12 protein-coding genes are annotated in these 14,859 nt (G+C 44.0%); 11 read left to right on the forward strand and 1 reads right to left on the reverse strand.

Features of this window, described 5'->3' with window-relative positions; genetic code table 11:
• The first annotated feature begins 15 nt into the window (after positions 1–15).
• The 7 genes from NXS07_RS01370 to umoD all read left to right on the forward strand — a co-directional run bounded on the left by NXS07_RS01370 (position 16) and on the right by umoD (position 6,580).
• The gene (locus NXS07_RS01370) at positions 16–810 is read left to right on the forward strand and encodes a metal-dependent hydrolase (RefSeq protein ID WP_238125993.1); all 795 of its coding nucleotides are present in this window, start codon (positions 16–18) and stop codon (positions 808–810) included.
• 88 nt (positions 811–898) lie between these two features.
• The gene (gene hinT, locus NXS07_RS01375) at positions 899–1,249 is read left to right on the forward strand and encodes a purine nucleoside phosphoramidase (RefSeq protein WP_038212829.1); all 351 of its coding nucleotides are present in this window, start codon (positions 899–901) and stop codon (positions 1,247–1,249) included.
• A gap of 50 nt (positions 1,250–1,299) precedes the next feature.
• Entirely contained in the window at positions 1,300–1,866 is a 567-nt protein-coding gene (gene lpoB, locus NXS07_RS01380; RefSeq protein ID WP_258086035.1) for a penicillin-binding protein activator LpoB, read from the forward strand.
• Positions 1,829–2,716, forward strand: coding sequence for a phosphotransferase (locus NXS07_RS01385; RefSeq protein WP_258086036.1), 888 nt, complete (start codon positions 1,829–1,831; stop codon positions 2,714–2,716). Before lpoB ends, NXS07_RS01385 begins: the two co-directional genes overlap by 38 nt.
• A gap of 90 nt (positions 2,717–2,806) precedes the next feature.
• Positions 2,807–3,826: a beta-N-acetylhexosaminidase gene (gene nagZ / locus NXS07_RS01390; RefSeq protein ID WP_238126001.1), complete on the forward strand. Its 1,020-nt coding sequence runs from the start codon at positions 2,807–2,809 to the stop codon at positions 3,824–3,826.
• 414 nt (positions 3,827–4,240) lie between these two features.
• Entirely contained in the window at positions 4,241–5,545 is a 1,305-nt protein-coding gene (locus NXS07_RS01395) for an NAD(P)/FAD-dependent oxidoreductase (RefSeq protein WP_038195133.1), read from the forward strand.
• A gap of 429 nt (positions 5,546–5,974) precedes the next feature.
• Positions 5,975–6,580, forward strand: a complete 606-nt coding sequence (gene umoD / locus NXS07_RS01400) for a UmoD family flagellar biogenesis regulator (RefSeq protein ID WP_230579617.1) — start codon at positions 5,975–5,977, stop codon at positions 6,578–6,580.
• Positions 6,581–6,652: 72 nt separating this feature from the next.
• Here umoD and mfd read toward each other — a convergent pair whose 3' ends face one another.
• Positions 6,653–10,093, reverse strand: coding sequence for a transcription-repair coupling factor (mfd, locus tag NXS07_RS01405; protein WP_258086037.1), 3,441 nt, complete (start codon positions 10,091–10,093; stop codon positions 6,653–6,655).
• A 568-nt stretch (positions 10,094–10,661) separates the two neighbouring features.
• On the opposite strand from mfd, the gene lolC reads away from it, so the two are divergent.
• From lolC to cobB, 4 genes are all read left to right on the forward strand, one after another.
• Positions 10,662–11,864 carry a lipoprotein-releasing ABC transporter permease subunit LolC gene (gene lolC, locus NXS07_RS01410; protein ID WP_038212818.1) on the forward strand — a complete coding sequence of 401 codons (1,203 nt, stop codon included), beginning with the start codon at positions 10,662–10,664 and terminating at the stop codon, positions 11,862–11,864.
• On the forward strand, positions 11,857–12,558 hold the full coding sequence (gene lolD, locus NXS07_RS01415; protein ID WP_038195140.1) for a lipoprotein-releasing ABC transporter ATP-binding protein LolD: 702 nt from the start codon (positions 11,857–11,859) through the stop codon (positions 12,556–12,558). Before lolC ends, lolD begins: the two co-directional genes overlap by 8 nt.
• Positions 12,558–13,805: a lipoprotein-releasing ABC transporter permease subunit LolE gene (gene lolE, locus NXS07_RS01420; protein ID WP_038203305.1), complete on the forward strand. Its 1,248-nt coding sequence runs from the start codon at positions 12,558–12,560 to the stop codon at positions 13,803–13,805. The genes lolD and lolE overlap by 1 nt, the downstream gene beginning before the upstream one ends.
• 166 nt (positions 13,806–13,971) lie before the next feature.
• Positions 13,972–14,802 carry a Sir2 family NAD+-dependent deacetylase gene (gene cobB, locus NXS07_RS01425; RefSeq protein ID WP_038212813.1) on the forward strand — a complete coding sequence of 277 codons (831 nt, stop codon included), beginning with the start codon at positions 13,972–13,974 and terminating at the stop codon, positions 14,800–14,802.
• Positions 14,803–14,859: the final 57 nt, after the last annotated feature.

Raw genomic sequence — 14,859 nt, forward strand, 5'->3', positions numbered from 1 at the left:
AGATACGAGCATATTATGTTTTTAGTTGATTCACACTGTCATCTCGATTGCCTTGATTATGAAACTCTACACAAGAGTGTGGATGATGTTGTGGCTAAGGCAGCAGAACGGGATGTGAAGTATATGTTGGCGGTGGCGACTACGCTACCGGGATTCCAGCAAATGAAGAATTTGATTGGTAAACGTGAAAATATCGCGTATTCCTGCGGTATTCATCCATTGAATCTGGATGAAGGCTACGATTTTGATGAACTTGCCCGGCTTGCAGCGGACGATGATGTCGTCGCAATGGGAGAAACCGGTCTGGATTATTATTATCAAAAAGAAAATGCAGAGTTACAGCGAACTTCCTTTCGTGAACATATCCGCATTGGACGTAAATTAAACAAACCTGTCATTGTTCATACCCGCGATGCAAAGGATGATACTCTTTTGGTCTTGCGAGAAGAAAAAGTACAGGAATGTGGCGGTGTGCTGCACTGTTTTACGGAAGATAAAGATACGGCGAGAGCTTTGCTGGATCTGGGTTTTTATATTTCTTTCTCTGGTATCGTGACATTTCGCAATGCAGAACAGATCCGTGAAGCGGCAAGGTTTGTCCCACTCGATCGGATTTTGGTAGAAACTGACTCACCTTATCTGGCACCTATACCGCATCGAGGTAAGCAGAATCAGCCTGCCTATGTACGTGATGTCGCTGAATATATGGCGGTATTGAAAGGGGTGAGTCTTGATGAATTGGCCGCGGTGACAACCAGAAATTTTTGTGACCTGTTTCATATCAACATCCCAGAAAATGAAGTTATCTAGATAACCTTTTATGTTTTAGTTTAGTATTTCGACTTCGTATTTAGACTTAATCATGAGTCATCTTTAATGACAAAAAAGGAGAAGTGAGATGGCAGAAGAAACTATTTTTAGCAAAATCATTCGTCGTGAAATTCCTTCTGATATTGTTTATCAGGATGATCTGGTAACAGCATTCCGTGACATTACCCCTCAAGCGCCCACCCATATTCTGATCGTGCCAAACGTACTGATCCCAACGGTTAACGATGTCACTCCAGAGAATGAACTTGCATTGGGGCGCCTGTTCACTGTTGCAGCGAAAATCGCACAACAAGAAGGCATCGCAGAAGATGGTTATCGCCTCATCATGAACTGTAATCGCCATTCCGGGCAGGAAGTTTTCCATATCCATATGCATATGGTGGGTGGACGTCCATTGGGGCCACTGTTGGTAAAGTAATGTGATTCACCATTATTGGTACACGATAGCGCTGTAACCGGAGTAGGTTAATGAAAAGAATTCTCTTTGTTATATTATCAGCGATGTTTCTGGCGAGTTGTAACTTACCAATACAGTCGCCTGCTCCTGTTACACCTGTGAAGCCAGAGAAAAAAACGGAACCACAAGTACAGCCATCGGATAAAGTTCCTCAGCCACCTAAGATTCAGTCGACTAATTGGAATGGCATTGTTCAACCGTTGGTTGCGCAGATGGTTAAGGCCAATGGTGTGGAAACGGGAAAAGTATTACTTGTCGATACTGTTAAAAACAACACTAATGGTTCGCTGCGAGCCCTGCAAGTGACTGATATCATTAATGATGCCGTGAGCCGTAAACAGCTTTTTCAGATTGTACCGAAAAAACAAGTGCATAGCGCTCAACAGGCATTGGGATTGTCATCGGAAGATAGCTTGGGATTGCGCAGTAAATCTATTGGCTTGGCACGTTATTTGAGTGCTGATTATGTGCTCTACTCCGTGGTTTCTGGTAGTAACGATCAACGTAACATAGAAATGCAGCTTATGCTGGTTAAAACGGGTGAAATACTTTGGTCAGGTAGCGGTGACGTTAACTAGCGATAACACCTTGCTAAGAATGTTATGTCAGCAATGGCCTGACATTCCAGTAAAAAATTGGGAAATCAGGCGATTAAATGGACTGACACAGGGAAGTTTCTCTATTACAGATGGTGTGCGCCAGATGGTTGGGCGCACACAAACACAGAATAGTGAAACACTGGGTGTGGATCGTCAGCGGGAAAATCAGGTTTTACGCAGGTTATCTTCCACTGGCATCTCTCCTAAAGTAATAGCCATGAACGGTGATTGGCTATTGCTGGAATGGTTTTCGGGAACAAAGATAACTCACGAAACGTTGAACTTACCATTATTGCAGAAGTTACTGGCACAGATACTTGCCACTCTTCATAACCATCACCGATTGGGTTATCCCCTCCAACTCAAAAAGCAAATCGCATCTCAGTGGCAGCAGATTGACCAGAGCCGCTTATCTCCTCGCTGGCTGCGTTTGCAGAAATTTTTTATGGCAGCCAGAACGCCAACAACCCTGAAAATAGCACCTGCTCACATGGATATTCACCCCGATAATCTACTTATGACTGTAGAAGGGTTAAAATTGATTGATTGGGAATATGCCGCTGATGTCGATATTGGTTTTTCATTGGCTGTGTTGTTTAAAGGCAATCAGTGGAATGAGATGCAGCAACAGATTTTTTTAGATTATTATTGTACTTACGCATCAGGGTACGCGGATATCACATTATTGCAGCAGAGAATTAAACGGTGGGAACCGTGGGTCAGATATATGATGCTGATGTGGTATGAAGTACGTTGGCAGCAGACGAAAGATCCGCAATTTTTAGTATTGGCGCACCCTCTGCGCCAGGGGTTTAAATTAGCGCATTAAACTGGCGTTTTAACACGCTGGATAGTATCAATCGCCATTAATGACGATGAATTATAGATGGCAACCAATGATATAGAGGTGAGGAATGTTATGGGGCCAGTAATGTTAGATGTTGTTGGTTATGAGTTGGATAATGAAGAACGCGAAATTTTGCAACATCCATTAGTGGGCGGTTTAATCCTGTTTACCCGCAACTTCCAGGATACGCAACAATTGCGTGAATTAATTCGCCAAATCCGTGAAGCGTCGCATCACCGTTTGGTGATTGCGGTCGATCAGGAAGGGGGACGTGTTCAGCGTTTTCATGAAGGCTTTACTCGTTTACCTGCCGCACAGTCTTTTGCCTGCTTGAATGACTCGCTTATGGGAGCGCATTTGGCGCAAGAATCGGGTTGGTTAATGGCATCAGAAATGATTGCAATGGACATTGATATCAGTTTTGCTCCTGTACTGGATCTAGGACACCAGTGCACTGCGATTGGTGAGCGCTCATTCCACGGAGAGCTTGAACTCGCGGTGATGATGGCAGAAAAATTTATCAAGGGTATGCATTCCGCAGGGATGAAATCGACAGGTAAGCATTTTCCGGGGCATGGAGCAGTTGTAGCAGACTCTCACAAAGAAACGCCAAGGGACAATCGCTCGATGGATGCTATTAGCTGCCATGATATGCATATTTTTCGCGATCTTATCCAACGTAACCTGCTTGATGCAATTATGCCTGCTCATGTGGTTTATTCTCAAGTAGATGATCGTCCAGCCAGTGGTTCACCTTATTGGCTGAAATCTATTTTGCGTCAGCAACTGGGATTTGAAGGTGTTATTTTTTCCGATGATCTGTCGATGGAAGGTGCGGCTATCATGGGCGGCTATGCCGAGCGAGGAAAATCCTCATTGGAAGCGGGTTGTGACATGATTTTGGTGTGCAACAATCGGCAGGGGGCAATCAGCGTGCTGGATAATTTGCCGATGGTCAAATCTGATAGGGTAGCACGGTTATATCATCAGGGTAGTCAATACAGTCTGGAAGAGTTGAAGAAATCACAACGCTGGCAACAGGCAAATAAAGAATTGAATGGCTTGTGTGAGCAGTGGTTAAGTTATATTTAATCATTGTTTTATATATTTATTTTAATAAAATTGGGGATGGGTTGCTAGTTGGCAATTCTGTCCCTTTTTTGTTTTTCTTCTCGATTTTTCCTTTTTTTATTTCCCGATGAGACACCGTTTCTATCAAATCAAACCTCATATTCACACAGCATTAACATTGTAAATTCTTATTGTTCATAAGTAAGATGTATATCAAATTAATTGAAAGTAAGCGCGAAAATTTCGTGACTGATGTCTAATTAATCAAAAGAATTTGATCGTAACTATTTTTGGTATGACCAACTAACCAGCCATGATATTCTGGAGATATTTGCAGTATGAAACTTGTCAAATCTGATGTTATTTAAGAACGTTATTAAAAGAAACGGCTTTAGCGCCTTACATAACATTAGTTGTATTTTCAGTGGGGTAGTCATGACAACGCCAAAGACAAGAATTGTCATCATTGGTGGGGGCGCTGGTGGTTTAGAGCTGGCAACGCGTTTAGGGCACAAATTGGGGCGTAAGCAAAAAGCCGAAATTACTTTGGTGGATCGCAACAACAGCCACTTATGGAAACCATTATTACATGAAGTAGCAACGGGCTCTCTTGATGATGGTGTTGATGCATTGAGTTATTTAGCTCATGCCAGTAACCATCATTTTAACTTCCAGTTAGGCACGCTTACGAATATCGATCGTGATGGAAAGAAAATCACTCTGGCGGAAATCCGTGATGAAAGCAATGATCTGCTGGTAGCAGAGCGAGAGCTGGCTTACGATATTCTTGTTATGGCATTGGGTAGCCAGTCGAATGATTTCGGCACAGCAGGTGTAAAGGAAAACTGCATTTTCCTCGATAATCCACAACAGGCGCATCGTTTCCATAATGAAATGTTGAACTTGTTCCTGAAATATTCTGCCAACCAGTGTGCGGGAGAAAAAGTCAACATCGCGATCGTTGGCGGTGGCGCAACTGGCGTAGAACTTTCGGCAGAACTGTATAATGCAGTTAAGCAGTTTAATAGCTATGGTTTTGAGAGTTTGAATTCAGACGCGCTGAATGTCACTCTGGTTGAAGCGGGTGAGCGTATTCTTCCGGCATTGCCTCCACGGATTTCCAGTGCGGCACATCAGGAATTGACCAAACTTGGCGTCAAGGTGTTGACCAAGACTATGGTGACCAGCGCAGATAAGCATGGCCTGAATACCAAAGATGGAGAGCTGATCAAGGCTTCCCTGATGGTTTGGGCAGCAGGAATTAAAGCGCCTGATTTTATGAAAGACATTGGTGGACTGGAAACAAACCGCATTAATCAGTTGGTTGTGAAACCGACTTTGCAGACGACGTTGGATGCTGATGTCTTCGCCATTGGTGATTGTGCATCATGTCCGAAAAAAGAGGGTGGGTTTGTTCCTCCTCGTGCCCAGTCTGCTCACCAAATGGCGAGTCGTTGCTATGATAATATTCTGGCTTTATTGAATGAAAAGCCATTAAAAGAATATGTTTATAAAGATCATGGTTCATTGGTTTCCTTATCTAAGTTCAGTACAGTTGGTAGCCTGATGGGTAACTTGATGCGCGGGTCAATGATGGTAGAAGGCCGTATTGCACGTGTGGTTTATATCTCGTTGTATCGTATGCATCAGGTAGCACTGCATGGATATATAAAAACAGGTTTGATGATGCTGGTTGGTGGCATCAATCGTGTCATTCGTCCGCGGTTGAAATTGCACTAATTTACTGAAAATGGCTCATCTGAATTTAATTAACACAGATGAGCCATTTATCTATCCTATTATATTTATTATTACACCTATCATAATTATTATTATCTAATTTAATTCTGAATGATTTATTATAATCAATAAACGTATTTTATTAAATCCAAGTATCTATTTGAATTAATTAATTATTAATATATTTCATGATTGTTTTTTAAAATAATAAATTCAGATTTTATTGATATGATTTAACGAATAAATTTAAATGTTATTGTTGTAGGTTAATTATTTATAGTTAACTGAAACTATTTATCTACATGCTTAATTAATTATTGTAATAGAGTCTGCTTCAGTTAGTTTACTGTAGCATAACAATGTAGTTTAAACTGTTAGGATTGGAGATATTCAAAATGATAAAGGCATGAAATAAAGAGTGTAAATTTAATGATTTTATTATATCAGGCTAATGGAATAGGATTTTTCTTAAATAATGAATTGAACGCATTTTTAGTTCTCTTAAATATTCAGGGAGCATGCTTCAATAAAAATGTGTATAAAATTATTAATATATCAAGGTGCTATGTGGGTAAATTAAAGATAAGACAGTATGGAATAGGCTCTCTAATTGCTATTGCTGCCATTGGCACTGCCGCAACACTTTATTTTGAATCCCCACAACCCAAAGTTGCGCAAGTATTATCTTCAGAGCCTATCCGAATAACGGTTCTTACTCCTCATCACTATTGCCATGAGACAGTATTCGCCATTCCTATTAGATCAGAAGATATGAAAGGGGGGCTCTTTACGGGATATGAATACCGTATATTGACTCTTCTTGACAATATAAAAGCAAGCAGGGAATATCTTGCATTAAACCATTCAGCATTAAAAAATTGCCTGATGGTTTATGTGAAGGAGCAACGCACCGTTGGGTATGATGTTAATTATACTATTGGGGATAATCCTGGAAAAGTGCGAGTGACGTACAAACCGGAGCAAACCATTCCGTTAAATGAAAAAGGGCAATTAATTCTCCAGCCATATTTGTAGCCATACTTTTTTCAGAAGGAGATTGCACTGTTTCGCCTGGAACCGTATCGGCGAAACAGTGCAATCGTTGTGTTATATCTGATGCTGAATGAAGGCTTCCAATAATTGCTGGATGAAAGACAAACGTGCAGGTCTCTCTGTTAATTCAGTAATAAATTTCAGTTTAGAGGGACCATCCAGCCGATAAATGTTAGGCTGTGTCTGCAATAAACCGATCAGATAATTTGGGTCGACTTTATTGTTATCACTGAACTCGATAAAGCCACCTTTCTCATGCGCTTCGATGCGTTTGATACCCAAATTCTGTGCGGTCAGACGAATTGAGGCAGATTGCAATAACTGGCGACTCGGATCAGGCAGTAAACCAAATCGGTCAATCAATTCAACCTTCAGTTCAGCCAGTTCAGCGTCATTGTGGGCGCTGGCAATGCGCTTATAGAAAGACAGGCGCATATTCACGTCAGGGATATAATCATCAGGCAAAAGTACCGGCATACGTAGTTCAATCTCGGTCTGGCTGCTGGTTAAATCTTCAAGTGATGGCTCACGTCCGTTTTTGAGCGCATCAACGGCACTTTCCAACAGTTCCATGTAGAGTGTAAAACCGACGCTGGCCATCTGGCCGCTTTGGTCTTCACCTAACAATTCACCAGCTCCCCTGATTTCCAGATCATGAGTGGCGAGTGCAAACCCTGCACCTAAGTCCTCGAGGGATGCGATGGCCTCCAGGCGCTTTTGGGCATCGGTAGTCATGGCTTTTGGGTTTGGAGTCAGCAGATAAGCATATGCCTGATGATGGGAGCGCCCGACGCGTCCGCGTAACTGGTGCAACTGGGCCAATCCAAAGTGATCAGCGCGTTCAATGATAATCGTATTGGCACTGGGGATATCAATTCCGGTTTCAATAATGGTGGTACATACCAGCACATTAAAACGTTGGTGATGGAAATCTGCCATGACCCGTTCCAGATCACGTTCACGCATCTGCCCATGGCCGACGACGATTCTGGCTTCAGGAACTAATTCTTCCAGCCGATTTTTGGCCTTCTCAATATTTTCGACATCATTATAGAGGTAATAAACCTGGCCACCACGCAAGATCTCCCGCAGGATGGATTCACGGACGACTAAACTGTCATATTCACGTACAAAGGTTTTGACCGCTAAACGCCGGGCAGGCGGCGTGGCGATAATCGATAGATCACGCATACCACTCATTGCCATATTAAGCGTGCGAGGAATGGGAGTCGCGGTCAGAGTCAGGACGTCGACATCAGCACGAATGGCTTTGATACGTTCTTTGTGGCGAACTCCAAAACGGTGTTCTTCATCGACAATCAATAAACCAATATCTTTCCAGCACAGATCATTTTGTAGAAGTTTATGGGTACCGATGATGATATCGACTTTGCCTTCAGCAGCCATATCAATAACCTGCTGTTGTTCTTTTGCACTGCGAAAGCGTGACAGTACTTCAAGATGCACAGGCCAGTTTGCAAAGCGATCTCGGAAATTATCATAATGCTGCTGTGCCAACAGGGTTGTCGGCACGAGAACGGCTACTTGTTTGTTATTAGTGATGGCCATAAAAGCGGCGCGCATCGCGACTTCGGTTTTCCCAAAGCCAACATCACCACACACTAACCGATCCATGGCAATGGGTTGGCACATATCATCCAGTACCGCATTGATCGTTTGTTCTTGATCAGGTGTCGTATCAAACGGAAAACTTTGGCAAAACAGTTGGTATTGCTCGGGATCCTGCTTGAAGGCAAAGCCCGGTTTAATGGCACGCTGCGCATACACATCCAGTAACTCAGCGGCGACATCACGTACTTTTTCGGCCGCTTTTTGACGTGCTTTATTCCACGCTTCTCCACCTAATTTGTGTAGTGGGGCGCTATCCTCTGCACCGCCAGCATAACGGCTGATGAGATGCAGGGAGGAGACTGGCACATACAATTTGTCTTCTCCGGCATAGGTCAGGATCAGATACTCCGCCTTGATGCCCCCGGTTTCCAGCGTAATCAGTCCCTGATAACGACCAACACCATGTTCAAGGTGAACAACAGGCTGGCCACGACGAAGTTCAGCGAGGTTGCGGATCAAAGTATCAGTATTGATGGTGCGTCGGCTATCTTGCCGGCGCCGGCTTACACGCTCACCGAGCATGTCGCTTTCGCAGATAAGTGCGAGTTTATTTTCTTCATCAATGAAACCATGCTCCGCCGCCCCTATCATCAAGAAACAGCCAGACTCATTGGCATCTATCAACTGTTTTATTTTTATCGGGCTAATTTTGATACGTGACAACAGCTTTTGTACGGTTTCCCGACGTCCCTCACTTTCTACCGAGAAAACGATCCTGCCGTTGAACTGTTCGATGAAACGGCGCACCTTATCCAAAGGTGTTTTGTGCTGTGTGGCAACCGATAAATCAGGGAGAGCCTGATAAGCAAGGTTGGTGCTTCCTGCTTTTTGAGGGAGTGCGTCATTTTTAACCTGAATGCGGGGCCAGTTTTTTAATTCAGCGAATAATTTATCGACAGGTAGCCAAATCCGCTCAGGAGATAGTAATGGCCGCATTGGATCAATTTTTCGGTTTTCAAAGCGTTGTGCTGTATCCTGCCAAAAACGCTCTGCTGCGCTGACTAAATCCTGTGTAATGAGCAGGGTATTTTCGGGTAGATAATCAAAAATCGCAGGCAGGGGCTGTTCAAAGAACAGGGGTTGCCAGTACTCAATGCCAGCCGGCAGCATTTTCTTGCTGACCTGCTGGTAAATATGTTCAGCATCGCGGCGAACTTCAAACTGTTCGCGCCATTGACTGCGGAATAATTCAATCGCCTCTTGATCAGTCGGGAATTCATGGGCTGGCAATAAATTGATTGTTTCCACTTCAGCCAGTGTTCGCTGGCTATCTACATCGAAAGTACGCAGGCTATCGATTTCATCATCGAAAAAATCAATGCGGTAAGGATGTTCACTCCCCATCGGGAACATATCAAACAAGGCGCCGCGTGTAGCAAATTCACCATGTTCAAGTACTTGCTCAACACTACGATAACCGGACTGTTCCAGTTCTGTCCGCAGTTTATCCCGTGAAAGGTGCTGACCTTTGAACATAACCAAGGCATGTCCCTTGAGATATTCATGTGGACAAACACGCTGCATCAACGTATTGACGGGCAGGATTAGTGCACCTTTCGTCATGAACGGTAAGTGATAAAGCGTGGATAAGCGATTTGAGATGATTTCTTGGTGGGGTGAAAAACTATCGTAAGGTAATGTTTCCCAATCTGACAGCATATTTATTGGTGCGTGGGTGAATTGCAGAATTTCATCACGCAATCGCAAAGCATTTTGCATATCTTGTGTCACCAGTAGCACTGGACCTGAGTGACGTTCAATGATTTCGGCACATTCGACTGCACAGGCGGCACCAGTCAAATGACCCAACTGGCGGATATCACCGCGACGTTCAGGAAGTTGATAACGGTATTTTGCGGACATAAGCGTTTGATGTGTTCTCTAAGGTTTAGTCCATTCCCAACACATTTTTGACCAAGTAGCCTTGCAACAAATACGCTGGCAGGTTGAGAGAAAGTAAAAAAACACAGAACCGGGGTACGAGTGGTTCCATACAGTATTGCTGCCCTTTATTATCACTGAACACTTTGCTTTGGCAACAGAAGAGTAATAGATTTCATGTTTATTGATTTTGGCAAAAGTATCTGGGCAGTACTTCCAGAGGAGCGCAAGTCAGATTGGATGACATCAGAAGCTCTTGTTAATAGTATCTTTATATTAGATTATGGCGTTTTCAAGGCTACGCATCGGCGTAGCCTTTTCTGTATCAGGCCAAAATTTTCGAGGGTTGAGTATAATGGCTGGTTTTTTTATTTTTCACTTGAAATTGACGATAATCAAATCTGAGCGAAACGGTGATACTATGTGATAAGTAAAGCTGACGGGATAGATATTGGTTTTGTACATATTGGCATACATAACTAGAGATAAAATATGACATTTTTTCTTAACCCATTGTTTTTAAAAACATCATTTTGATACGGCGGATTTCATGTTTCAATCTGTCTCATTATTTATAGGATTGCGCTATATGCGCGGACGAGCGGTCGATAAATTCGGCCGTTTTGTCTCTTGGTTATCGGCCATTGGTATTACGCTGGGTGTGGCTGCACTGATTACTGTGCTGTCAGTCATGAATGGTTTTGAACGTTCATTGGAAAGCAGTATTTTGGGTTTTATGCCGCAGGCAATCATCACATCAGAAAAAGGCTCTATCAACCCTGATGAGCACCCGATGAATCAGCTTTCGGGTCTAAAAGGAGTTAACCGTATTACTCCGATTGTACAAGGCGATGTGGTGCTACAAAGTGCCCGTAATGTTGGTGTGGGAATCATGTTGGGTATCACTCCTAATGAATATACGCCACTGGCGGCGCATATTGCTGATATTGATCGTACTCAGTTACAACCCGGACGTTATTTCGTCATCTTGGGGGAGAAGTTGGCTATAAAGCTGGGTGTTAAACGAGGTGATCAGATCCGCGTTATCGTACCAAGTGCCAGCCAGCTTACGCCGATGGGTAGAATTCCCAGCCAGCGGTTATTCACGGTGATTGGAACATTTTTTGCCAATAGTGAAGTCGATGACACGGAAATGCTGGTCAATCAACAAGATGCGGTGCGCTTATTCCGTTATCCCATGGATAATATCACTGGCTGGCGTCTGTATCTCAATCAACCGCTGACGGTGGATGTATTAAGCCAGCAAACTTTACCGGAAGGATTAGTATGGAAAGATTGGCGTGAACGCAAGGGCGAATTTTTTCAGGCTGTTCGGATGGAAAAAAATATGATGGGGTTACTGTTGAGCCTGATCATCGCAGTCGCTGCTTTTAACATCATCACTTCCCTCTCTTTATTGGTGATGGAAAAACAGGGTGAAATTGCCATCTTGCAGACGCAGGGACTAACCCGCCGTCAGGTAATGGCGATCTTCATGATCCAAGGGGGGAGTGCTGGCATCATTGGTGCTTTGTTGGGAACGGGGCTGGGTGTTCTGCTTTCCAGTCAGTTAAACAGTTTAATGCCTCTTGTTGGCCTGTTGACTGAAGGTATCCAATTACCTGTTGCGATTGATATTACCCAAGTGGTGCTTATTGCCACCAGTGCCATGTTGATCTCCCTATTATCGACTCTATATCCTTCCTGGCGCGCGGCTGCCATTCAACCTGCTGAGGCTTTACGTTATGAGTAATCAACCCTTATTGCTGTGTCATCATCTGTGCAAAAAATATCAGGAAGGGCAGGTTTCCACAGAAGTGTTAAAGAATGTCACTTTTTCCATACGGCAGAGAGAAATGATGGCGATTGTCGGCAGTTCGGGATCGGGTAAAAGTACACTTCTGCATTTGCTTGGCGGGCTGGATTCGCCTACGTCCGGAGAAGTTCTTTTTAAAGGGCGATCATTGAATGAAATGTCTGCCTCTGTACGAGCCGAGTTACGCAACAGTGAAATCGGTTTTATTTACCAGTTCCATCATCTATTGCCTGATTTCAGTGCGTTGGAAAATGTTGCTATGCCGTTATTGATTGGCGGTAAAAAGCGCCAGGCTTCACAAAAAGCGCTGGAGATGCTGGCGGCGGTTGGGTTGGAAAAGCGGGCACACCATCGGCCTGCTGAACTGTCCGGCGGTGAGCGCCAGCGTGTCGCTATTGCCCGTGCATTGGTGAATGAACCATCACTGGTGCTGGCGGATGAACCAACAGGCAACCTTGACCAGCGTAATGCTGACAGCATCTTTGAAATTTTGCAGGAATTGAATCAACGTCAAGGGACGGCGTTTCTGGTGGTGACTCATGATCTGAAACTTGCTGGCCGATTGGCTCGTCAGGTCGAAATGCGCGATGGGTTTTTACAGGATGAACTCGTTCTGGTGGGAGAGAGGTAATGGCGAATTTGCCTCTTGCATTATTTACCGCATTACGGTTTAGCCGAGGTCGTCGTCGTGCAGGAATGGTTTCTCTGATTTCTGTCATCTCGACATTGGGTATCATGCTTGGTGTTGCAGTGCTGATTATCGGCTTGAGTGCTATGAACGGTTTTGAACGAGAACTGAAAAACCGGGTGCTTTCTGTTGTACCACATGGGCAGGTCTACGCGGTAGAACAGCCTTTTCAGCATTGGGAACAGGCACTTGAGCGCGTAAAACAGACAGCGGGTATTGTTGGTGCTTCCCCTTATATTGAATTTACCGGATTGATGGAGAAAGGTGAAAAACTCCACGCTGTACAGATACGAGGTGTTGAGCCGACCACCGAAGCTGATGTCAGTGCTTTGCCTCAATTTGTCGGTGATGATGCATGGAAAGTGTTTCATGCTGGCAAACATCAGGTGATTTTAGGGCAGGGTGTGGCGAATTCGCTGCATGTGAAACAAGGTGACTGGCTGACGGTCATGATCCCCAATAGTGATCCGAGTTTGAAACTTTTGCAGCCGAAACGCATTCGCCTACAGGTTACTGGGATTTTCCAGTTAAGTGGCATGCTGGATCATCGTCTGGCTTTGGTTCCTTTATCCGATGCGCAGCAATATCTGGATTATGGTCATGCTATTACGGGGATTGCCATCAAAGCTGATAATGTTTTTGCCGCAGAACAGCGGGTTTTGGATGCGGGTAAGGCGACAGAAAAATATGTCTATATCAGTACATGGATAAAGGACTACGGATATATGTACAACGATATCCAGATGGTACGCGGCATCATGTACTTAGCGATGGTTCTGGTTATCGGTGTGGCTTGCTTTAATATTGTTTCAACGCTGATTATGGCTGTGAAAGACAAAAGCAGTGATATTGCTATTTTGCGTACACTGGGAGCTAAAGATGGTCATATCAGAGCGATTTTTTTATGGTATGGATTACTGACTGGCATGGTCGGCAGCGTTATTGGCACGATGGCTGGCATCCTCACATCGCTGAATCTGACGACTATTATTAAAGGGCTGGAAAAACTGCTCGGTCATCAATTCCTTTCTGGTGATATCTATTTTATTGATTTTCTGCCGTCAGAATTACATGCTATGGATATTTTCTATGTCCTGTTAACGGCATTGATATTGAGTCTGTTGGCCAGTTGGTATCCGGCTCGTCGGGCCAGTAAACTTGATCCAGCACGGATTTTGAGCGGTCAATAATATGCCAAAGTATCAACAATCCTCTAAGCGCGCTATCGTGTCGGTTTAATCGATAGCGATTTAACGGGTAGGGTTCTAATCAGCAGAATAGACGACCTAAGCATGTTCTAAACAGAACAGGTGCCGGGTGAAAGGAAGATTAGGGCAATGCTAAGGAAATAGTTTTATGCGTGTTCGTCATCGGTTTGGTAAGTTTTGCAAGATTAAACGATTGCGGTGTCAGCGATTAAATAGAAAAAATTTTTACAGGGATATTCGATTGGCAAATAAAATAAAAAGGCCTCATGTGGTCGTACTGACGGGGGCGGGTATCTCCGCTGAGTCAGGCATTCGAACATTTCGCTCTTCTGATGGCCTGTGGGAAGAACATCGTGTTGAAGATGTTGCTACGCCAGAAGGTTTCCAACGTGATGCTGAATTAGTTCAGGCATTTTACAATGCGCGTCGAAAACAGCTCCAGCAGCCGGAAATTCAGCCTAATGCCGCGCATTATGCCTTGGTAGAGCTAGAACAGCAACTGGGTGATAATTTTCTGCTTGTGACACAGAATATCGATAACTTGCATGAACGAGCAGGAAGTCGTCGTGTTTTGCATATGCACGGTGAATTGTTGAAAGCGCGCTGTTGCCAGTCTGGTCAGGTGATTGAATGGAAGACCGAATTGACAACGGAAGACCGCTGCCATTGTTGCCAGTTTCCTTCTCCACTGCGTCCCCATGTCGTATGGTTTGGTGAAATGCCATTGGGTATGGAGCAGATTTATTCTGCTTTAGCGGATGCTGATCTTTTTATTGCCATAGGGACGTCTGGTCACGTTTATCCCGCCGCAGGTTTTGTGCATGAAGCTAAGTTATCTGGCACACTTACTATTGAGTTGAATCTGGAACCCAGTCAGGTCGAAAGTCTATTTGATGAAAAACACTATGGTCATGCCAGTAAAATTGTCACGCAATATGTTCAGTCATTACTTCAGCAGATGAAGGCGGATAAAAGCTGATTTGACGCAATACTTATACTGTCCCTCTTCTCCATAATGAAGATAGATGATTCAGGG

It is taken from the genome of Xenorhabdus bovienii (assembly GCF_024721015.1).
Taxonomy (GTDB): Bacteria; Pseudomonadota; Gammaproteobacteria; order Enterobacterales; family Enterobacteriaceae; genus Xenorhabdus; species Xenorhabdus bovienii.